Origin of the sequence: Micromonospora sp. RP3T (genome assembly GCF_003027925.1) — a bacterium.
Taxonomy (GTDB): Bacteria; Actinomycetota; Actinomycetes; order Mycobacteriales; family Micromonosporaceae; genus Micromonospora.
Window position 1 is genome coordinate 38,784 of record NZ_PYPS01000038.1, and the last position, 21,171, is coordinate 59,954.

At 73.1% G+C, this 21,171-nt stretch carries 19 protein-coding genes; 14 read left to right on the top strand and 5 right to left on the bottom strand.

All coding sequences use genetic code 11. The annotated features are described in order from the left end of the window. Positions 1-45: 45 nt before the first annotated feature. Together C8054_RS25930 and C8054_RS25935 are read left to right on the top strand one after the other, a co-directional pair. The gene (locus C8054_RS25930) at positions 46-1,059 is read left to right on the top strand and encodes a branched-chain amino acid ABC transporter permease (protein WP_107161306.1); all 1,014 of its coding nucleotides are present in this window, start codon (positions 46-48) and stop codon (positions 1,057-1,059) included. 75 nt (positions 1,060-1,134) lie between these two features. Continuing rightward, positions 1,135-1,776, top strand: a complete 642-nt coding sequence (locus C8054_RS25935) for a transcriptional regulator (protein ID WP_233220184.1) — start codon at positions 1,135-1,137, stop codon at positions 1,774-1,776. Between the two features lie 83 nt (positions 1,777-1,859). Here C8054_RS25935 and C8054_RS25940 read toward each other — a convergent pair whose 3' ends face one another. After that, the gene (locus tag C8054_RS25940; protein ID WP_107161237.1) at positions 1,860-2,417 is read right to left on the bottom strand and encodes a TetR/AcrR family transcriptional regulator; all 558 of its coding nucleotides are present in this window, start codon (positions 2,415-2,417) and stop codon (positions 1,860-1,862) included. Positions 2,418-2,472: 55 nt separating this feature from the next. On the opposite strand from C8054_RS25940, the gene C8054_RS25945 reads away from it, so the two are divergent. From C8054_RS25945 to C8054_RS25955, 3 genes are all read left to right on the top strand, one after another. After that, positions 2,473-3,534 (top strand): FAD-dependent monooxygenase, encoded by a 1,062-nt coding sequence (locus C8054_RS25945; RefSeq protein ID WP_107161310.1) that lies wholly within the window; start codon positions 2,473-2,475, stop codon positions 3,532-3,534. 273 nt (positions 3,535-3,807) lie between these two features. Further along, positions 3,808-5,373 carry an MFS transporter gene (locus C8054_RS25950; protein WP_107161239.1) on the top strand — a complete coding sequence of 522 codons (1,566 nt, stop codon included), beginning with the start codon at positions 3,808-3,810 and terminating at the stop codon, positions 5,371-5,373. 11 nt (positions 5,374-5,384) lie between these two features. Further along, positions 5,385-5,993: a TetR/AcrR family transcriptional regulator gene (locus C8054_RS25955; protein WP_107161243.1), complete on the top strand. Its 609-nt coding sequence runs from the start codon at positions 5,385-5,387 to the stop codon at positions 5,991-5,993. Positions 5,994-6,058: 65 nt separating this feature from the next. On the opposite strand, the gene C8054_RS25960 is transcribed toward C8054_RS25955, so the two are convergent. Both C8054_RS25960 and C8054_RS25965 read right to left on the bottom strand, forming a co-directional pair. Continuing rightward, positions 6,059-7,978 (bottom strand): helix-turn-helix domain-containing protein, encoded by a 1,920-nt coding sequence (locus C8054_RS25960; protein WP_107161245.1) that lies wholly within the window; start codon positions 7,976-7,978, stop codon positions 6,059-6,061. A 14-nt stretch (positions 7,979-7,992) separates the two neighbouring features. After that, complete coding sequence (locus C8054_RS25965) at positions 7,993-8,775, bottom strand: 3-hydroxybutyrate dehydrogenase (RefSeq protein ID WP_107161247.1); 783 nt, start codon at positions 8,773-8,775, stop codon at positions 7,993-7,995. A 184-nt stretch (positions 8,776-8,959) separates the two neighbouring features. Here C8054_RS25965 and ruvC point away from each other — a divergent pair, with 184 nt between their 5' ends. From ruvC to C8054_RS26005, 8 genes are all read left to right on the top strand, one after another. Further along, positions 8,960-9,490 (top strand): crossover junction endodeoxyribonuclease RuvC, encoded by a 531-nt coding sequence (ruvC, locus tag C8054_RS25970; RefSeq protein ID WP_107161249.1) that lies wholly within the window; start codon positions 8,960-8,962, stop codon positions 9,488-9,490. Beyond that, positions 9,487-10,089 carry a Holliday junction branch migration protein RuvA gene (gene ruvA / locus C8054_RS25975; protein ID WP_107161251.1) on the top strand — a complete coding sequence of 201 codons (603 nt, stop codon included), beginning with the start codon at positions 9,487-9,489 and terminating at the stop codon, positions 10,087-10,089. The genes ruvC and ruvA overlap by 4 nt, the downstream gene beginning before the upstream one ends. Continuing rightward, a complete protein-coding gene (gene ruvB, locus C8054_RS25980) occupies positions 10,086-11,150 on the top strand; it encodes a Holliday junction branch migration DNA helicase RuvB (RefSeq protein WP_107161253.1) in 1,065 nt (354 codons plus the stop codon). Before ruvA ends, ruvB begins: the two co-directional genes overlap by 4 nt. A gap of 138 nt (positions 11,151-11,288) precedes the next feature. Next, the gene (gene yajC / locus C8054_RS25985) at positions 11,289-11,633 is read left to right on the top strand and encodes a preprotein translocase subunit YajC (protein WP_107161256.1); all 345 of its coding nucleotides are present in this window, start codon (positions 11,289-11,291) and stop codon (positions 11,631-11,633) included. Between the two features lie 224 nt (positions 11,634-11,857). Further along, a complete protein-coding gene (gene secD / locus C8054_RS25990; protein WP_199199920.1) occupies positions 11,858-13,774 on the top strand; it encodes a protein translocase subunit SecD in 1,917 nt (638 codons plus the stop codon). A 1-nt stretch (position 13,775) separates the two neighbouring features. Next, positions 13,776-14,963, top strand: a complete 1,188-nt coding sequence (gene secF / locus C8054_RS25995; protein WP_107161260.1) for a protein translocase subunit SecF — start codon at positions 13,776-13,778, stop codon at positions 14,961-14,963. 97 nt (positions 14,964-15,060) lie between these two features. Further along, the gene (locus C8054_RS26000) at positions 15,061-15,627 is read left to right on the top strand and encodes an adenine phosphoribosyltransferase (protein WP_107161313.1); all 567 of its coding nucleotides are present in this window, start codon (positions 15,061-15,063) and stop codon (positions 15,625-15,627) included. A gap of 255 nt (positions 15,628-15,882) precedes the next feature. After that, the gene (locus C8054_RS26005) at positions 15,883-18,330 is read left to right on the top strand and encodes a bifunctional (p)ppGpp synthetase/guanosine-3',5'-bis(diphosphate) 3'-pyrophosphohydrolase (RefSeq protein ID WP_199199922.1); all 2,448 of its coding nucleotides are present in this window, start codon (positions 15,883-15,885) and stop codon (positions 18,328-18,330) included. A gap of 61 nt (positions 18,331-18,391) precedes the next feature. Here C8054_RS26005 and C8054_RS26010 read toward each other — a convergent pair whose 3' ends face one another. Together C8054_RS26010 and C8054_RS26015 are read right to left on the bottom strand one after the other, a co-directional pair. Beyond that, positions 18,392-19,228: a peptidylprolyl isomerase gene (locus C8054_RS26010; RefSeq protein WP_107161265.1), complete on the bottom strand. Its 837-nt coding sequence runs from the start codon at positions 19,226-19,228 to the stop codon at positions 18,392-18,394. Between the two features lie 82 nt (positions 19,229-19,310). After that, entirely contained in the window at positions 19,311-20,162 is an 852-nt protein-coding gene (locus C8054_RS26015) for a peptidylprolyl isomerase (RefSeq protein ID WP_107161267.1), read from the bottom strand. A gap of 258 nt (positions 20,163-20,420) precedes the next feature. On the opposite strand from C8054_RS26015, the gene C8054_RS26020 reads away from it, so the two are divergent. Continuing rightward, complete coding sequence (locus tag C8054_RS26020; protein WP_107161269.1) at positions 20,421-21,134, top strand: MBL fold metallo-hydrolase; 714 nt, start codon at positions 20,421-20,423, stop codon at positions 21,132-21,134. Positions 21,135-21,171: the final 37 nt, after the last annotated feature.

Genomic DNA, 21,171 nt, shown 5'->3' on the forward strand with positions numbered 1-21,171 from the left:
ACCGAGCGGAGCGAGGGCCGTGAGGCCATGCCCGGTCGGCTCGGCGTGACCAGCACTGTCGACACCAGCCCCGTGAAGAAAGCGGCCCCACGGTCCGGGCTGCTCGCCGTCGCGCGGGCGCCCGGCTGGGTCCGGTACGCGTTGCTGGCCGCCGGCCTGCTGGCGGCGCTCTGGCTGCCCAACGGGCTCTACCCGGCGGTCGCGGTGGACATCCTGTGCTGGGCGCTGTTCGCCGTCTCGGTGGACCTGCTGCTCGGCTTCACCGGGCTGATGTCGTTCGGGCACGCCGCGTTCTGGGGCACCTCGGCGTACGTCACCGGGCTGGTCGCGATCCACGCCGGCCTGCCGTTCCCGGCCGCGGTGCTGGTCGGGGCGCTGGCCGCGGCGCTGCTCGCGCTGCCGATCGGCTACCTGGCGGTGAAGCGCACCGGGATCTACTTCGCGATGGTCACGCTGGCGTTCGCGCAGCTGGTCTACTACGTGGCCAACGAGTGGCGCTCGGTGACCCAGGGCGAGAACGGTCTCCAGGGCGTGCCGCGCGCGTTCTTCGGCGCCGATCTCACCGACGACTACTACTTCTACTACGCGATCCTGCCGATCGTGCTCCTCGGGCTGCTCGCGGCGTGGCGGATCGTGCACTCGCCGTTCGGCCGGGTGCTGGTCGGCATCCGGGACAACCCGGCGCGGGCCCGCGCGCTGGGCTACCCGGTGCACCGGTACAAGCTGACCGCGTTCGTGCTCTCCGGGTTCCTCGCCGGGCTCGGCGGCGGGCTGTTCGCCGTCGGTCACCGGTTCGTCTCGCTGGACGTGCTGCACTGGACCACGTCCGGCAAGGCGGTCATCGTGGTGGTGCTCGGCGGCATCGGCACGCTGTGGGGCGGCGTGCTCGGCGCGGCCCTGGTGGTCCGGCTGGAGGACTGGCTGTCGTTCTCCGGGTTCGAGGCCATCGGGCTGGTCACCGGCGGCATCTTCGTGCTGGTCGTGCTGCTGTTCCGGCGGGGCGTCTGGGGCACTGTCGCGCACCTGGCCCGGCGTCGGGGAGCCGCCCGGCGCGAATGAACCTCCCGGTGGCGCATCCGGATCGGGCCGCCCGGACGAACCCCCAGGTAGAAGAGCTACCCGGGGGTACGTCCGTTGCTGACCGAGAACATGCCGGCCGGGGCCGCCGAGTCGGCCCGTAAACGGCTCATCACCGCCGCCGAGGATCTGGACGACAACCAGGTCGCCGGGCTGGTGCTCGACCTCGCCGCCGAGGTCGGGGTCACGCCCTTGTGGGAGCAGGTCTGCCTGCCGCTGCTGGGCGCGCTGCGCGGGCACAGCGCCGCCGAGATCGCGGTCGAGCACGCCCTGTCCGAGGGCGTCCGGGTCGGGCTGGACGTGTTCCGTCGGGAACCGACCCGACCGCTGCCGGTCGAGGGGGTGCTGCTCGCCGGCGCCGAGCACGAGACGCACTGTCTGGGGTTGCACGCCCTGGCGGCGGCGCTGCGCGAGCGCGGTCGGGGGTGCCTGCATCTGGGCTCGGCCCTGCCCTGGTCCGCGCTGGCCAGCGCCGTGGCCCGGGTCCGGCCCCGGGTGGTGGTGGTGTGGTCGCAGACCCCGGTGACCGGTCGGGCGTACCGCCTGGTCCGGCTCCGTCGGGACGTCCCGGACGTCCGCCTGCTCGCCGCCGGGCCGGGTTGGATCGAGCCGTTCCCGCCCGGTCCCGCCGCCCCGCGCCGCCTCACCACCCTCGCCGAGGCCACCGCCGCCTGCCTGAAAGGCGGGGCCCCCGCTTAACGCCTCCGGTAGAGATGGGCGCCCCGCTTGGCGGGCGCCTCGTGGGTGGGTGCGCCGCCGGTGGGTGCGCCGTCGGCGGGCGTTCAGCCGGCGCGGAAGCCGTGCAGCAGGGCCGCCACCGCCGACTCCGGATCGAACGTCTCCTCGGGGGCGGCGAGCTGGTTGCCGAGGAGCCCGTCAACGAGCGCGAGTAGGCTCCGGAAGTGGTTCGCCGGATCGGTGGAGCCGAGCGCCGCGACCAGCGGCACCCCCCACCCGGCCAGCCGTGCCCGCCCGGCCTCGATGGCGGGCCGCAGTTCGGGCCGCACGGCCGCCTCCACGAACAGCGCGTACCGGGCCAGCGTGACCACCCGCTCCTCCTCGGTGAACCGGCGGATCAGCCGGCCGAGCACGCGGGTGAAACCGGCGACGTCCCCGGGCGGCAGATCGACGGCGAGCCGCTGCCAGGCCAGCGTCTCCACCTCGACCAGCCGGGCGAAGACGCCGTCGACGAGCGCCTCCCGGGTGCGGAACCGGTTGGACGCGGAGCCCTCGGGCAGGCCCGCCTCGGCGTCCACCGCCCGGTGGGTGAGCTGCCGCGGACCTCGGGTGCCGAGCACCCGGATGGCGGCGTCGAGCAGGAGCTGCCGGCGATCGGTCACCTGATCAGACTACAGGTGTAGTGGAGGCGACTACACCTGTAGTACGGTGGCCGGCATGGCGGGTCGGGCGGTGGTGGTCGGTGGCGGCATCGGAGGGCTGGCGGCGGGCATCGGGTTACGCGCCGCCGGCTGGGAGGTCACGGTCCTGGAGCGATCCGCCGGACTGCCGGAGACCGGGACCGGCCTCGGCATCTGGCCCACGGCGATGCGCGCGATGGACACGCTCGGCGTGGGCGACGAGGTGCGGCGGCGGTCCCGCCGACAGGCCGGCGGATCGATCCGGCGACCGGACGGACGCCGCATCGCCACCATCGACGTCGACCGGCTGGAACGCCGCCACGGCGAGCCGGTCCGCCTCATCACCCGGCCGGCGCTGCTCGCGGTGCTGGCCGGCGCGCTGCCCGGACCGGCGCTGCGGTTCGCCGCGCCGGTCGTCGACCCGAGCGCGCTCGTCGACGCGTACGACCTGGTGGTCGGCGCGGACGGGATCAACAGCGTGGTCCGCGTCGCGCTGCACGGGCAGCGCTGTCCGTTGCGCTACGCCGGCGCGGTCGCCTGGCGCGGAGTGGTCGACGTGGAACTGTCCGAGGGGGGTGAGACCTGGGGGCGGGGCCGCCGGTTCGGCCTCACGCCGATCGGCGACGGGCGGACCAACTGGTACGCCTCGGTGCGCCTCCCGCACGGGCATCCCGCCCCGGTGGACGACGTCGCCGAACTGCGCCGCCTCTTCGGTGACTGGCACCCGCCGGTGCGCCGGGTGCTGGACGCCCTCACCCCGGCCGGCGTCCTGCGGCACGAGATCCGTGACCTGACGCCGCTGCCGTCCTACGTGGCCGGCCGGACGGCGCTGCTCGGCGACGCCGCCCACGCCATGACCCCCGACCTCGGGCAGGGCGCCTGCCAGGCGCTGATCGACGCGGTAGCGCTGGCCGACTGCGTCCGCGACGCCGACGACCTGCCGGCCGCGCTGCGGGCGTACGACAGGCGTCGCCGCCGGCCCACCCAGCGGATCGCGACCGGCGCGCGGTGGGCGGGGCGGCTCGCCCAGGCCCGGCGGCTGCTGCCGGTGCGGGACGCGGTGCTCCGGCTGGCACTGACCGCAGGCCCACCGGCCTGAGATCCCCCGCCCCGCCCCGCCCCGCCCGGACCGCGACCCCCCGGCGCCCTGTTTCCCGGAAAGAGTGGCCAACTGGGCCCCGATGGCCACTCTTTCCGTGAAGGAGGCGCGTGGGGCGGCGTGGCGGCGGGCGTGGCGGCGGGCGGCGGCGTGACGTGGCACACATCCGATACGGACCTGTTCCGTATCGAAACTCGCTCACCTACGCTCGGCAGCGTTACGAGTCTGCCCCGTATCGTATTCGGACACGGGTGAGCCGGGGGGAGAACCCAGATGGAAGCGCACGAAAACACCGGACACCCGAGGAGGTGGGCGATCCTGAGCGTGCTGGTGATCAGCCTGCTGGTGGTCGTCCTCGACAACACCATCCTCAACGTCGCCCTGCGCACGCTCGCCGACCCGGTGCACGGCCTCGGCGCCAGCCAGGGCGACCTGGAGTGGGCGATCAACTCCTACACGCTGGTCTTCGCCGGCCTGCTCTTCACGTTCGGCGTGCTCGGTGACCGGTTCGGCCGTCGGCGCTTCCTGATCGTCGGGCTGGTGCTGTTCGGGCTGGCCTCGCTGCTCTCCGCGTACGCGCAGGACCCGGCGCAGCTCATCGGCGCGCGGGCCCTGATGGGCGTCGGCGGCGCCGCCATCATGCCGGTGACGCTCTCGATCATCTCCAACGTCTTCGACCCGCGCGAGCGCGCCCGCGCGATCGGCGTCTGGGCCGGCGCGGTCGGTCTCGCCGTGGCCATCGGCCCGGTGCTCGGCGGTGCCCTGCTGGAGCACTTCTGGTGGGGCTCGGTCTTCCTGATCAACGTGCCGGTGGTGGTGATCGGCGTGGTGCTGGTGGCGATGCTGGTCCCCGAGTCCCGGGATCCCGCCCCCGGCCGGGTGGACGTGCTCGGCGTGCTGCTCTCCGTGGTCGGCCTGGTCGCGCTCACCTACGGCATCATCGACGGTGGCGAGCACGGCTTCGGCCGGCCGCAGGTCTGGGCCGCGATCGTCGGCGGGCTCGCGGTGCTCGGCTGGTTCGTCACCCACGAGCTGCGCAGTGACCACCCGTCGCTGGACGTGCGGCTGTTCCGGGTGCCCCGGTTCGCCGCCCCGGTGGCGCTGGTCGGGCTGGTCTTCTTCGCCGCCATGGGCGTGATGTTCTTCGGCGCGTTCTACCTCCAGCTCGTGCGCGGCTACAGCCCGCTGGAGAGCGGCCTGCTCTTCCTGCCCTTCGCGGCCGCCCAGCTGATCTTCGCGCCGCGCAGTGCCGCGATGGTCCGTCGCTACGGCGGCCGGGCGGTCGCCGCGGTCGGGCTGCTGCTCACCACGGTGGCGCTCGCCGCCTTCGTGTTCATCGACGCGGACACGCCCATCTGGATCTTCTCGGCGGTGGGCTTCGTGCAGGGCGCCGGAATGGCCAACATCATGCCGCCGGCCACCGAGTCGATCATGTCGGCGCTGCCCCGGGAGAAGGCCGGCGTGGGCTCGGCGGTCAGCAACACGATCCGCCAGGTGGCCGGCGCGCTCGGCGTGGCGGTGCTCGGCTCGGTGCTCTCCGCGGTCTACCGCGACCAGGTCGGCCCCGCGGTGGCCGCACTGCCCGCCCCGATCCGCGACGCGGCCCGGGAGTCGATCTCCGGCGCGTACGCGGTCGCCGACCGGCTCGGCCCGGCCGCGCCCCGGCTGATCGACGCCGCCAACGACTCCTTCGTCTCCGCGATGCACTGGGCCGCCGGCATCTCCGCGCTGGTGGCCGCGCTCGGCATCGTGATCGTGCTGCGGTGGATGCCGGGGCGGGCGGTCGTCGTGCCCGACGCGGCCCCGGCCACCGAGCCGGAGTTGGCCGGGACCGCGTAGGTTCGTGGACAATGTCTGACATGACGTCCACGACGGGTGCTCCGCGATCGCCGGGTCGACCCCGGAGCACCCGCGCCGACGAGGCGATCGTGGAGGCCGCGCTCGACCTGCTCGCCGAGGGCAGCACGCTGGAGGCGCTCTCCATCGAGGCGATCGCCGCGCGCGCCGGGGTCGGCAAGGCCACCATCTACCGCCGCTGGTCGGGCAAGGAGGCGCTGCTGCTGGACGCGCTGCGTCGCCTCAAGGGCGTCCCGCCGCGCCCCGCTGGGCGCTCCGTCCGGGACGACCTGGTGCTGCTGGTCGGCGCCGTGGGCCAACACACCGACCCCCGGGCCCGCAAGATCATGCCCTGCCTGGTGCCCGAGGTGAGCCGCAGCTCCGCCCACCGGCAGGCCTACGAGGCGATCATCGAGCCCCGGCGGCAGGCGATGCGCGAGGTGCTGCGCCGTGCGGTGGACGGCGGCGAGCTGCGCGCCGACCTCGACATCGAGGTGGCGATGGCGTTGCTCACCGCGCCGATGCTCGCCCAGCGCATGCTGCACTGGCACACCGAGCTGGACGAACGCATCCTGCCCGAGCGGATCGTGGACGCCGTCCTGGACGGCCTGCGCGCCCGCTGACGCCCGGGCCGCGCCCGCCGGCGGGGGTGCGCGCCGACGTCAGCCGGACGGGGTGCGCGCCGAGGTCAGCCGGCGGGGGTGCGGAGCCGGTGCAGGCGCAGCGCGAGCTGCACCTCCAGCGCCCGCTCCGGCTTCTGCCAGTCGGCGCCGAGCAACTGCCCGACCCGCTCCAACCGCTGGGTCACGGTGTTGACGTGCACGTGCAGCTGCTCGGCCGCCCGGGCCAGGCTGCCGCCCACCCCGAAGTACGCCTCCAGCGTCCGCACCAGCGCGGTGCCCCGCCGGGCGTCGTAGTCGACCACCGGCCCCACGGTGGCGGCGAGGAACCGGGCCACGTCCCGGTCGCCCGCGTCGCCGACCGCCCCGAGCAGCAGCCCGACGAAGCCCAGCTCCGCGGTGCTCGCGCCCTGCCCGGCCCGACCCAACGCGCCGAGCGCGGTCAGGCAACGCTCCGCCTCGGCGAACGCGACCGCCAGCGACGCCGGACCGGTCGACGGCCCGCTCGCCCCGGCGGTCACCGGGCGGGCGGTCACCCGGGACAGGTCCCGCGCCACCGCGCGGGCCGCGCCGCCGGCGTCCCGGCCGGGCAGCATCAGCACCACCCGCCCGTCCCGCGCCGCGGCCAGCCCGCCCCGCGTCGAGGCGTACGTGGTGGCCCAGGAGAACACCCGCTGCCGGGCCGAACCGGTCTCGGCGAACGCGTCGTCACCGACCGCCACCAGCACGTGCGGGGCGTCCAGGTCCACCCCGATCCGGCGGGCCCGGCCGCGCAGCGCGTCGGCGTCCCGCACCGGGCGGGCGATCAGGTCGTCCAGCAGCTCGCCCCGGACCCGCCCCTCCGCCTCGGCCACCGTGCGGCGGAACAGCAGCAGCAACGCGGTCACCAGCGCGGCCCGCTCCAGGATGCGCTGGTCGGCGTCGACCAGCTCGTCGTCCGGGCGCAGCACCAGCGCGCCCAGGTTCTCGGTGCCGGCCACCACCGCGGCGTACCAGAGCGGGCCCCGGCGTACGCTTCGCCCCTCGGTGCGCGACGCGGCGACCGCCTCCACGATGTCCGCCCGGTCCGGCTCGTCGATCTCGCCGACCCGGGCCAGCCGCCGCCCCTCGGCGTCCAACGCCAGCAGCGCGCCGCCGAGCACCTCGGTCACCGCGGCCGCCACGTCCTCCATGCCGCCGCCGCGGACCACCAGCGCGGTCATCCGGTCGTGCGCGGCGGCGGCCCGCTCCACCGAGCTGCTGTGCGCCCGGATCGTGCCGTTCGCCGCCGACAGCTCCGCCAACGCGGCCCGCGTCTCGGCCAGCAGCCGGGCGGTGTCGATCGCCACCGCGGCGTGTGCCCCCAGCGAGACCAGCAGCGACACCTCCTCCCGGGCGAACGGGCGCGCCGAGCGGTTGGCCGCGTAGAGCACGCCGATCACGCTGGAGCCCAGCCGCAGCGGCACGCCCAGGATGGCCACCAGGCCCTCCTCGCCCACCCCGCCGTCGATCTCCCCGGTGTGCCGGAACCGCTCGTCCTCCTGGTAGTTCGAGGTGACGTACGGGGTGCCGGTCTGCGCCACCAGACCGCCCAGCCCGTCGCCCATCTCCAGCCGCAGCCGCTGGAACCGGGCCGAGATCGACCCGTCGGTCACCCGCATGTACGTGTCGCCGCGCTCGTCGTCGTTGAGCGTCATGTACGCCACGTCGGTGCCGAGCAGGATCCGGGCCCGGTGCACGATCGCGCGCAGCACGTCGTCCAGGTCCCGCAGGCCGGCCAGGTCGCTGGCGGTGTCGTACAGGCCGGACAGCTCGGTCTCCCGGCGCCGGCGGCGCTCCAGCAGCGCCCGCACCCGCAGCGCCACCACCTTCGCCTGCTCCAGCTCGGCCAGCCGGTCGGCGGGCAGGCCGGCGGCGCGCGCGGCGACCAGCGGACCCTCGAACTCGACCGCGGCGGCCTCACGCGCCAGCAGCTCCAGGAACTCCACCGGCGACGACATGACCGACATTGTGCGCGGCGCCACTAGTTGGCCGTCCAGCCCCCGTCGAGGGCGATCGAGGCGCCGGTGAGGAACGCGGCCGGCGGCGCGCACAGGTACGCCACCAACTCCGCCACCTCCTCCGGCTCGATCAGCCGCTTGATCGCCGCCCGCGCCAGCATGATCTTCTCGATCACCTCGTCCTCGCCGATGCCGTGACTGGCCGCCTGGTCGGCGATCTGGCTCTCCACCAGCGCGGTCCGCACGTACGCCGGGTTGATGCAGTTGGCCGTCACGCCGTGCGCGGCGCCCTCCAGCGCGACCACCTTGGACAGCCCTTCGAGGGCGTGCTTCGCCGAGACGTACGCCGCCTTGAACGGCGAGGCGCGCAGCCCGTGCACCGAGGAGATGTTGACGATCCGGCCCCAGCCGTTCGCGTACATCCGGGGCAGCGCCCGGCGGATCAGCAGGAACGGCGCCTCGACCATCACCCGCTGGATGTACTCGAACCGCTCGACCGGGAACTCCTGCACCGGCGCGACGTGCTGCAGGCCGGCGTTGTTCACCACGATGTCGGCGTCCACGTCGAGCCGGTCCACCGCCCGCGGGTCGGCCAGGTCGATGCCCTCGGCCCGGCCCCCGGCCTCGGCGGCGACCGCCTTGGCCGCCTCCACGTTGCGGTCCAGCACCACGACCGAGGCGCCGGCCGCGGCCAGCCGCAGGGCGCAGGCCCGTCCGATGCCGCTGCCACCACCGGTCACCAGCGCGTGGCGACCGGAGAGGTCGACGTGTACGACGTGGGGGACCGCCACGGGTTCTGCCGTCATGGCGCAAGAAGTTACGAGGCGTGTGGCCCCGGGCACATGGGGCGGCGACACATACTCGACCGCTCCGGTGTGTGGTGCGTTCCGCCCCCTTCCACCTCCGGCGTGTCCGCCCGTCCGCTGGTCGGACCCGACCAGTAGGGTGTGTCGAACACACGTACTGCTGACGGCTCGGGGAGGAGGCGGCGTGCGCGTGCTGGGCGTCGACCCGGGGCTGACCCGGTGCGGGGTCGGCGTGGTCGAGGGCTTCCCCGGGCGCGCCTGCACGCTTGTCGCCTACTACGTCGTCCACACCGATCCCGGGGACGACCTGCCGATGCGCCTGCTGCACCTGGACCGGTCGCTCACCGACCTGGTCGCCGAGCACCGACCGGACGCGGTCGCCGTGGAACGCGTGTTCAGCCAGCACAACGTGCGCACCGTGATGGGCACCGCCCAGGCGAGCGGCATCGCGGTGCTCGCCGGCGCGCGGGCCGGGCTGCCGGTGACGACCTACACCCCGAGCGAGGTGAAGGCGGCGGTGACCGGTTCCGGTCAGGCCGACAAGAAGCAGATGACCACCATGGTCACCCGTCTGCTGCGGCTGGCCGAGCCGCCGAAACCGGCCGACGCCGCCGACGCGCTGGCGCTGGCCATCTGTCACGTCTGGCGGGGCGGCACCCGGTCCAAGCTGGCCGCCGCCGCCGACCAGGCCCGACGAGGAGGGGCGCGACGATGATCGCGAGTGTGCGCGGCACCGTGACCGCGACCGGTCCGGATCACGCGGTGGTGGAGGTGGGCGGCATCGGCCTGGCCGTGCAGTGCGCCCCCGGCACGCTCGCCGACCTGCGGGTCGGCCAGCCGGCCCGGCTGGCCACCAGCCTGGTGGTCCGGGAGGACTCGCTCACCCTCTACGGCTTCGCCGACGACGACGCCAAGCAGCTGTTCGAGCTGCTCCAGACCGCCAGTGGGGTCGGTCCGCGGCTGGCCCAGGCGGTGCTCGCCGTGCACACCCCGGACGCGGTCCGCAAGGCCATCGCCAACGCCGACACCGCGGCGCTGACCCGGGTGCCGGGGATCGGCAAGAAGGGCGCCGAGCGGCTGGTGCTGGAGCTGCGCGACCGGATCGGTCCGGTGGCGATCGGCCCGGACGGCGCGGCCGGGGTGACCGCCGGCGCCTGGCCGGAACAGGTGCGTCAGGCGCTGGTCGGGCTCGGCTGGTCGGCGGCCCAGGCCGAGCAGGCGGTGGTCGCGGTCGCGGAGACCGTCGACGGTGCGACCCCGCCGGTGCCGGTCCTGCTCAAGCAGGCCATCCGCCTGCTGGGCCGCACTCGATGAGCAACGAGAACCTGGTCTCGGCGTACGTCAGCGACGCGGAGCTGGACGCGGAGGCCAGCGTCCGGCCGAAGCGGCTCGCCGAGTTCATCGCCCAGGACCGGGTCCGCGACCAGCTCGACCTGCTGTTGCAGGGCGCGATGCGGCGCGGTTCCCCGCCGGACCACATCCTGCTCTCCGGCCCGCCCGGGCTCGGGAAGACCAGCCTGGCCAACATCGTGGCGGCCGAGCTGGGCGCCGGCATCCGGGTGACCAGCGGGCCGGCGATCGAGCGGTCCGGTGACCTGGCCGCGATCCTGACCAGCCTCGCCGAGGGCGACGTGTTGTTCATCGACGAGATCCACCGGATCGCCAAGCCGGCCGAGGAGCTGCTCTACAGCGCCATGGAGGACTTCCGGGTCGACGTGGTGGTGGGCAAGGGGCCCGGCGCGACCGCCATCCCGCTGGACGTGGAGCCGTTCACGCTGGTCGGCGCCACCACCCGGTCGGGCCTGCTGACCGGCCCGATGCGCGACCGGTTCGGCTTCGTCGCGCACCTGGACTTCTACTCCCCGGCCGACCTCGAGACGCTGTTGCACCGATCCGCCCGGATCCTCGGCGTGCCGATCACGCCGGAGGGAGCGGCGGAGATCGCCGGCCGGTCCCGGGGCACGCCGCGGATCGCCAACCGGCTGCTGCGCCGGGTCCGGGACTACGCCGAGGTCCGCGCCGACGGCGTGGTCACGGTGGAGACCGCCCGGTCCGCGCTGACCGTCTACGACGTGGACGCGCTCGGCCTGGACCGGCTCGACCGGGCGGTGCTCAAGGCGCTGGTGGACTCGTTCCGGGGCGGCCCGGTCGGGGTCTCCACCCTCGCGGTGGCGGTGGGGGAGCAGCCGGACACGGTCGAGGAGGTCTGCGAGCCGTTCCTGGTGCGGGCCGGGCTGCTGGCCCGGACGCCCCGGGGCCGGGTGGCGACCGAGGCTGCCTGGCGGCACCTGGGGCGCAATCCCCCGAATGGTACATTTGGCATGGAAGCCCCTCCGGGGCCCGATCTGTTCTCGACGCAGACGGATCGGCCGTGATCCTAACGTGATCTGTGCCGCATTCGGTCTTCTCAGGAGCAGGGACTAGACTTCGCCGCGGTCTGTACAGGACGTGAGAATCCGCCTCCGCTGCGGTGCCCCCCGGGGCCGCCGGGGGCCAACCGGAAGGTCGACACCGTGCTTTACGCAGCAGCGAGTGGCGGGGGAGCCGGCGGTCTGACGCCGATCCTCATGATCGCTCTGCTCTTCGTCGTCATGTACTTCATGATGATCCGTCCGCAGCAGAAGCGCCGCCGGGAGGCGGAGCAGATGCAGTCCGCGCTCGCCCCAGGCGACGAGGTGGTCACCATCGGCGGCCTGCACGGCACGGTCACCGTGGTCGAGGACGAGACGGTCCTGCTCGAGGTCGCCCCCGGCGTGCAGACCCGGTACGCGCGTCCCGCCGTGGCCCGGGTGGTCAAGCGGGCCGAGGCGCCCGAGGCCGAGACCATCAGCGAGGAAGCCGAGCCGGTCAAGGAGTGACCGGCCGCCCCGGACGGGGCAGCGGAACCACCCCCACAAGTGGATAGTTGGGTCGGCGTCCGTCGTCGGCACGCGGCCGGACCCGCGCGACGCCCCCGCGTCGCGCCGGGGTCTGCGTGCCGGTCGCCGGTGCCGGCCAGCCGGAGCAGTCGGGCGGACACCCCCGGCCCGACAGTTGTCGCCGCCGTGGAAGCGGCGCGACCGTACAGGGAGACAGGACAGCCGTGGCACCACCTCAGGGACAGATGCGCCCCGGACGGCAACTCGCCGTGCTCGGGTTCATCTTCGTCGTCCTCTATCTTTTGGTGTTCTTCTCGGGCGGCGCCAGCGGTGGCTGGAAGGACCGGCTGGAGCCCCGGCTCGGCCTGGACCTCATCGGCGGCACCCGGCTGACGCTCGAGGCCACCAACACGGTCGACGGCAAGCCGCCGACCTCGGAGAACCTCGAAGAGGCGCGCCAGATCATCGAGAGCCGGGTCAACGCCTACGGCGTGGCCGAGGCGGAGGTGGTCACCGAGGGCAACCGGAACATCGTCATCTCCCTGCCCGGTCAGAACCGTGACCTGACCGACGTGGGCAGCGCCGCCGAGCTGCGCTTCCGCAAGGTACTCAAGGCCACCGACGGCAGCGGCGCGGCCGCCGCCCCGCCGCCGAGCCCCAGCGCCTCGGCGGCCCCGTCCGGCAGCGCCAAGCCCTCGGGCAGCGCCTCGCCGAAGCCGTCCGGCAGCGCGTCGCCGAAGCCGAGCGCCAGCGCCAAGGTCACCGCGTCGCCGAGCGCCGGCGGGCAGGGCGGCATGGCCCCCGCGCCGAGCGCCAGCGCCACGCCGACGCCGTCGGCCCCGGCGAGCGCCGCGCCGAGTCCGAGCGCCAGCGCCGCGCCGGTGCCGCAGAGCATCGAGCAGCAGCGCAAGGCCGTCGAGCAGAAGGTGGGCGCGGCCGCCTGGGCCGCCGCCTCCGGGCTCCAGGCCCCGGCCGATCCGGCGCAGGCCGCCGCGTTCAAGCCGTTCGGCACGCTCTCCCCGCAGGAGATCGCGGTGCTCCCGGTCGAGATGCAGTTCAACGTGCCGACCATCACCTGTGCCCAGCTCGACAAGCGGCCGGCCGGCTCGATCAACGACCCGAAGCAGAAGGCGGTGGCCTGCGAGTCCGGCGCCAAGTACCTGCTCGACGTGGCCAAGGTGGAGGGCACCGACGTCAAGAACGCCTCCGCCCAGCTCGACCAGACCAGCTCCTGGGTGGTCAGCCTGAACTTCACCGGCGACGGCCAGGAGAAGTGGACCGCGCTGACCCGCGAGTCGTTCAACAACGAGGGCCAGGCCTGCGACCAGACCGCGCTCGGCCAGGACGGCAAGTGCCGGGTCGCCGTGGTGCTGGACAACGAGATCGTCTCCTCGCCGGAGATCCAGGGCGTGCTCACCGGCGACTCGCAGATCACCGGCAGTTTCGACAACAAGTCGGCGAACGCGCTGGCCAGCCAGCTCCGCTACGGTGCGCTGCCGGTCACGTTCGAGCCGCAGGAGAGCCAGAACGTCACCGCGACGCTTGGTGACAGCCACCTGCGGGCCGGCCTGCTGGCCGCCGGCATCGGCATGCTGCTGGTCATCATCTACTCGTTCTTCTACTACCGGCTGCTGGGCTCCGTCATCTTCCTCAGCCTGGTGCTCTCCGCGCTGCTGGTCTTCGGCGCGCTGGTGGTGCTGGGCCGGTCGATCGGGTTCACGCTCACGCTCGCCGGCATCGCCGGCATGATCGTCTCACTCGGTGTGGCGGCGGACTCGTTCGTCATCTACTTCGAACGACTCAAGGACGAGATCCGCGAGGGCCGCAGCCCGCGCAGCGCGGTGCCCCGTGCCTGGATCCGGGCCCGCCGGACGATCATCTCGGCGAACGCCATCACGCTGATGTCGGCAGTGGTGCTCTACATCGTGTCGGTCGGCGCGGTGAAGGGCTTCGCCTTCGCGCTCGGCCTGGCGACCGTGCTCGACCTGGTCGTCGTGTTCCTCTTCCGCCACCCGATCATGACGATGTTCGCCCGCACCCGGGCGTTCCTGTCCCCGCGGGTCAGCGGTCTGGGCCGGGCGCTGCCGGCCCGGTCGGCCGAGCCGGGCACCGCCCGCAACCCGCGCGTCAAGGAGGCCTGAGATGGCTAAGAGTGGTCTGGCCGCCCGGCTCTACCGGGGCGAGGCCGATCTCAACATCGTCGGCAAGCGCAAGCTGTGGTTCGGCGTGGCCGGCGCGCTGGTGCTGATCGCGGTGCTGAGCTTCGCGATCAACGGGTTCAAGCTCGGCATCGAGTTCGCCGGCGGCAACTCGTTCCAGGTGCCGGCCAGCGTCGGCACGCTCGACCGGGCCGAGACTGTCGTCGACGACGTGCTGGCCAAGGAGGCCCCCGGCGTCGAGGTGGTCACCGCGCAGAAGGTTGGCGGCGCCGGCGGCGAGACCTACGAGATGCGCACCGGGCAGCTCACCCCGGAGCAGGCCAACGCGGCCAAGACCGCGATGGCGCAGGAGTTCGGCATCCAGGCCGACCAGATCAGCGGCAGCCAGGTCTCCGAGGCCTGGGGCAGCCAGGTCACCTCCCGCGCGTTCCTCGGCCTGCTGATCTTCCTCGCCGTGGTGTCGATCTACCTGGTGCTGCGCTTCGAGTGGCGGATGGCGGTCGCCGCGATCATCTCGCTGCTCACCAACCTGGTCCTCACCTCCGGCATCTACTCACTGGTCGGCTTCGAGGTCACCCCGTCGACGATCATCGGCTTCCTCACCATCCTGGGCTTCGCGCTCTACGACGTGGTGGTGGTCTTCGACAAGGTGCAGGAGAACACGCGGGGCATCACCGCCAACAACAACCTCACCTACGGCGAGGCGTCGAACCTGGCGCTCAACCAGAGCCTCATGCGTTCGCTGAACACGTCGGTGGTGGCGCTGCTCCCGGTCGGCGGCCTGCTGTTCATCGGTGCCGGCCTGCTCGGCGCCGGCACCCTGAAGGACCTGGGCCTGGTGCTCTTCGTCGGCATGGCGGTGGCGTTCCTGACCTCGATCCTGCTGGCCACCCCGCTGCTGGTGCTGCTGAAGAACCAGGACCCGCGGATCAGCGCGCACCACAAGCGGGTGCTCTCCCGCCGGGCGGCCATCGCCCGGGGCGAGCTCACGCCGAAGGGCGCCCCGCGCCCCGCGTCGACCGGTGACCAGCCGATCGAGGCGGACGCGGCGCTGGCCGGCGCCGCCCCCAAGGTCGGCTCCCGGCCGACCGGCAAGCGCCCCACCGGCGCCCGGGGCGGGCGGCCCAGCGGCGGCGGGGGCAACCGGCCGGGCGGCGCGAAGCGCCGCTGACCGCAGGACCCGAGAAGATCCACCGGACGGCGTCCGTCATGCTGTTGCCACGGCATGACGGACGCCGTCGTCGTTTCGAGAGGACATGGGACGCATCGTGACGGAGACGCACACCACCGGCGTACGGGGAGACAGCGGTCCCGAGGCTGCCCGGCTGGTCGCCAGCCGGCTGCTGGACGTGCCGGACTTTCCCAAGCCGGGGGTCATGTTCAAGGATCTGATGCCGCTCTTCGCCGACGGCGTGGCGTTCCGTGAGGTGATCGACCGGATCATCGCGTACCACGGTCCGGAGTCCTTCGACGTGGTCGCCGGCATCGAGGCGCGCGGGTTCGTGCTGGCCGCCGCCGTCGCGTACGCCACCGGCGTCGGCGTGGTGCCGGTACGCAAGGCCGGCAAGCTGCCCCGCGCCACCCACTCGGCCTCGTACGCGCTGGAGTACGGCGAGGCGACGCTGGAGGTGCACCAGGACGCGTTCACCGCCGGGCACCGGGTGCTGGTGCTGGACGACGTGCTGGCCACCGGCGGCACCGCCGAGGCCACGCTCGACCTGGTGGAGCGGGCCGGCGGCACGGTCGCCGGTTTCACGGTCCTGCTGGAGCTGGGCTTCCTCCAGGGGCGGGAGCGCCTCGCTCCGCGTCCGGTCCATGCCCTGCTGACCGTTTGACAGTGCTCGTCCCGCGCCGCCCGCCGGCACCGACCGTCCGGGGGAGCGGCGGTGTGTCCTGCCTACGGGTAGCATTGCCCTTTGCCTGACCGGGCGGGCGACCGTCCGCGGGCGGCGGAGCCGCCGGGGCCGAGCCCCGGTGACCGGAGCGGAACAACACCGGCCCCCGGGTCGGTTGGATCAGACGTCGGCCGGACGGCCGGCGCATCCCGGCGAACGGTGAGGAGGCCGGTGTCCCACGATGTCGTCCCTCCGGTGGAGGGCACGGTGCACCCGACAGGCGACGCGGACGGCTCGGTGACCGAGCGCGACGGCAACCCACCGGTCGGGGCGATCGACGCCACCGACGGCACGCCGGACGCACCGGCCGACGGCGGTGGGGTCGTGGTGCCGTTCCCGACCGACGGCCCCGATGACCCCTCATCCCGCGGCGGCTTCGCGCTGTCCAACGCGCCGACCGGCCGGCGGGTCCGCGCCCGGCTGGCACGGTTCAACGCGCCTTGGCAGACCTCCCAGGTCAGCGAGGTGCTGGAGCCGCTGATCGCGACGCACCGGGTGAACCATCCCAAGGCCGACGCGCGGCTGTTGCAGCGCGCCTTCGACACCGCCGCCCGGTGGCACTCGGGGCAGTACCGGAAGTCCGGCGACCCGTACATCACGCACCCGCTCGCGGTGGCGACGATCCTCGGCAACCTGGGCATGGACACCACGACGCTGGTGGCGGCGCTGCTGCACGACACGATCGAGGACACCGAGTACACCCTCGATGCGATGCGTGCCGACTTCGGCGGCGAGGTCGCGCTGCTCGTCGACGGCGTCACCAAGCTCGACAAGGTCAAGCTGGGCGACGCGGCCAAGGCGGAGACCATCCGCAAGATGGTCGTGGCGATGGCCAAGGACCCGCGGGTCCTGGTGATCAAGCTGGCCGACCGGCTGCACAACATGCGGACGCTGACCTTCCTGCCTCGCCCCAAGCAGGAGCAGAAGGCCAAGGAGACGCTGGAGATCCTCGCCCCGCTGGCGCACCGCCTCGGTATGAACACCATCAAGTGGGAGCTGGAGGATCTGGCCTTCGGCACGCTGTTCCCGAAGCGGTTCGAGGAGATCAACCGGCTGATCGGGGAGCACCAGCCGCAGCGTGAGGCGCTGCTGCGCCAGGTGACGCAGAAGGTGCAGACCGACCTGAAGGCCGCCAAGATCAAGGCGGAGACCACCGGGCGGCCGAAGCACCTCTACTCGATCTACCAGAAGATGATCGTGCGGGGGCGCGACTTCAACGACATCTACGACCTGGTGGGTGTGCGGATCCTGGTCGACACGGTGCGCGACTGCTACGCGGCGTTGGGCGTCATCCACGCCAACTGGCAGCCGGTGCCGGGCCGGTTCAAGGACTACATCGCCATGCCCAAGTTCAACATGTACCAGTCGTTGCACACGACTGTCATCGGGCCCACCGGCAAGCCGGTGGAGATGCAGATCCGCACCTACGCGATGCACCGCACGGCCGAGTTCGGCATCGCCGCGCACTGGAAGTACAAGGAGCACAAGGGCACCCAGGTGGTCGGCCCGCCGGCGCACATCGACGAGATGACCTGGCTGCGGCAGCTCCTGGACTGGCAACGGGAGGCGGCCGACCCGAGCGAGTTCCTGGACGCGCTGCGGTTCGACCTGTCCAGCCAGGAGGTGTACGTCTTCACGCCGAAGGGCGACGTCATCCCGCTGCCCACCGGGTCGACGCCTGTCGACTTCGCGTACGCGGTGCACACCGAGGTCGGGCACAAGTGCATCGGGGCGCGGGTCAACGGCAAGCTGGTGCCGCTGGAGTCGACGCTCTCCAACGGCGACGTGATCGAGATCTTCACGTCGAAGTCCGACACGGCCGGCCCGACGCAGGACTGGCTCGGCTTCGTCAAGAGCCCGCGCGCCCGCACCAAGATCCGCCAGTACTTCAACAAGGAGCGGCGCGAGGAGGCGATCGAGGCCGGCAAGGACTCGATCGTCAAGGCGATGCGCAAGCAGGGCATGCCGTTGCAGCGGATGCTCACCTCGGACGCGCTGATGGCGATCGCCCGGGACCTGCACCTCGCGGACGTGGCCTCGCTCTACGCGGCGGTCGGCGACAGTCAGGTCTCCGCGCAGTCGGTGGTGCAGAAGCTGATGGCGTCCTACGGCGGCGAGGAGGGCGCGGCGGAGGACATCGCCGAGACCGCCGTCGCCACCCGGCCGCCGCGCAGCCGGCAGAGCAGCGCCGACCCGGGCGTGGTGGTGCGCGGCGTCAGCGACGTCTGGATCAAGCTGGCCCGCTGCTGCACGCCGGTGCCGCCGGACTCGGTCTTCGGCTTCGTCACCCGCTCCGGCGGGGTCAGCGTGCACCGCGACGACTGCGCCAACGCCGAGGACCTGCGGGCCCAACCCGAGCGGGTGGTGGAGGTGAGCTGGAAGCTCACCTCGGCGTCCACGTTCCTGGTCGCCATCCAGGTGGAGGCGCTGGACCGGCACAAGCTGCTCGCCGACGTCACCCGGGTGCTCTCCGAGGAGCGGGTGAACATCCTCTCCGCGACGGTCACCACCACCCGGGACCGGGTGGCGGTCAGCCGGTTCAGCTTCGAGATGGCCGACCCGAAGCACCTCGGGCACCTGCTGGCCGCGGTGCGCAAGGTCGACGGCGTGTTCGACGCGTACCGGGTCACGTCCGGGGCCTGAGCAGGCACGTACGAGAAACGCCCGCCGGTCGGTCCGGCGGGCGTTTCGTCGCTGACGTGGGTCAGCCCTGGATGTCGCTCAGGCTCACCTTGGTCATCACGATCTCCTTCTTCGGGTGACCGCCGCCGGCCTGCTTCGCGAACGCGCCGTCGTCACCGGCCGCGGCGACCTGCTTCACCACGTCCATGCCGCCGGTGATGGTGCCCAGCACCGTGTAGTTCGGGTCGAGCGGGGAGTCGCCGTACACGATGAAGAACTGGCTGCCGGTGCTGCCCGGCTGGCCGGAGTTGGCCATCGCGATGACGCCCTCCGGGTACGGCGGGCGCTTGTTGGTGGGCAGGTTCTCCTCGGCCAGGTTGTAGCTCGGCCCGCCGGTGCCGTCGGTGTCCCGCCAGCCCTTGCCGGTCGCGCTCGGGTCGCCGCACTGGAGCACCTTGATGCCCTCGGTGACCAGCCGGTGGCACTTGGTGTTGTCGAAGAAGCCCTTGCTGGCCAGGTGCGTGAAGCTGCCGGCGGTGCACGGCACCAGGCTCCGGTCCAGCGTCGCGGTGATCGGCCCCAGGTTGGTGTCGATCGTCATCGTCTGGGTGCCCTTGCTCGCCTGCTGCGCCGGGGGCAGCCCAACGTCCTTGATCTGCGCCGGCCGGCCCTCCTTGGGCACCTCGTTGTAGGTGCACTGGGCGAAGCCGGCCGAGGTGCCGGCCTGCTCCTTGTCGTCGTCGTCGCCGAGCGACGTGGCCAGCCAGACGGTGCCGGCCACCACGAGCACCAGCACGGCCGCGGCGCCGGCGATCGCCTGCGTCTGCCGGCGCTTGCGGGCCTTGCCGGTCCGCTCGGCCATCTCCCGCTCGAGCCGGGCCCGCGCCGCCGCCCGCTGGCGGTCTCTGGTGGACGTCACGGTCACTCCTCACCTGCTGTGCATCGGGGGACGGCGTCGCGCGCCGTCGAGTCAGGGTGGGTCAGGGCCGACCCGAGGTGGATCAACCGGCGCTGGGGCTGCTCGCCGGCGCGGCGTTCGGCTCGCCGGCGGTGAGGCTCTGGATCACCACGTCCGTCTTCGGCTTGACCTTCGCCCCGCTGCCATTGTCCACGGTCGGGAGCGCGCCGATCTTCTCCACCACGTCCAGCCCGCCGGTGACCCGGCCGACGACGCTGTAGGCCGGCTTCGCCGGGTTGAAGTCCTTGAAGAAGATCAGGAACTGGCTGCCGTTGGTGCCCGGCGGGTTGCCGACCAGGGCGACCGTGCCCTTCGGGTACGCCGGCGGCTGCCCCGGCGCGGGGGAGGCCGACGGGCTCGCCTCGGGCGCGGTGGGGACGTTCTCGTCGTAGAACGAGTAGGTCGGCCCGCCGATCCCGGTGCCGCTGGGGTCACCGCAGCGCACCGCGCCCTCGGTGGTGATCTCGTGGCACTTGGTGGTGTCGTAGAACTTCCGGCTCGCCAGGTGGGCGAGGCTCGCGCCGCCGCAGGGCGCGGCGGCCAGGTCCAGGTCGACGGTGATCGGCCCGCCCTGGTTGGTGGTCACCGTCATCGGCCGCGTGCCCGAGGTCGGCAGGTTCCTGGTGGCCGGCGTGCCGACGTCCTTGAGGTTGGCGTTCGCGGCGGCGTCCTGCGGGGTCCAGAGGCAGGTGTCCTCGGCGGCCTGATTCTTCGGCTCGGAGTCGAACGCGCCGAGCGCCCAGGCCGAACCGGCCACGATCAGCGCGAGCACCACCGCGGCGCCCACGCCGGCCTGGATCTGCCGGCGGCGCTTCGCGACCGCGGCCCGCCGGGCGAGTTGCCGGTCGAGCTTGGCCCGCGCCAGTTTGCGCTGCCGGTCCCTGCTGGAAGCCACAGGTGCTCCCCTTCCTCTGCCTGATCGTCGCCGGCGTCCGGGCGCCGCCCGCCGTCCTCGGTAGGGGTGCGCCACGCCACACGCCCGCCAGAGTGTACGGCTACCGACTGGGAAAGTGGTGTACGAGGTCCGGCCTCGCCTTATCGGGCGTTGTCACTGGGGCCCGTGAGGCGTCCGGCACGGTGGCGGGCGAAACCCGTTCGCCGGTACGACTAGGCTGCTGAACGAGGACGACGACCGGACGGAGAGGGGACGGACGTGCTCGTGGCCGGCTTTCCCGCGGACGCCTTCGGCACCAACTGCTACGTGGTGGCGACCGCGCCGGGGGAGCAGTGCGTGGTGGTCGATCCCGGCATCGGGGTGCTCGACCGGCTCGACGCCGTGCTCGCCGAGCACCGCCTGCACCCGGCCGCCGTGCTGCTCACCCACGGCCACCTCGACCACACCTTCTCGGTGGCGCCGGTCTGTGGCGCGCGCGGCATCGCCGCCTACGTCCACCCCGAGGACCGCGAGTTGCTGGCCGACCCGTCCAAGGCGCTGTCCATGGACCTCACCGCGCTCTTCGGCGGGCGGCTGCCGTACGCCGAGCCGGACGACGTGGCCGAGCTGACCGACGGCGCGACGCTGGCGCTGGCCGGGCTGGAGATCACCGTCGACCACGCCCCGGGCCATACCGGCGGGTCGGTGCTGTTCCGGATGCCCGGCGCCGGCTCGCCCTGGGAGGCCGACGAGATCTGCCTCTCCGGTGACGTGCTCTTCGCCGGCTCGATCGGCCGCACCGACCTGCCGGGCGGCAGCATGCCCCGCATGCTGGCCAGCCTCCGGGAGAAGGTTCTCCCGCTGGCCGACGACACCGTCGTCCTGCCCGGCCACGGCCCCGCGACCACCATCGGCCGCGAGCGCGCGAGCAACCCGTACCTCGCCGAGGTGTCCGGGTCCGCGCGCCCGGCCGCGCCCACCCGAGGCCTCTAGACCCTCGCCCGCGCCGCGCGCGGGTGCCCAAGGAGTA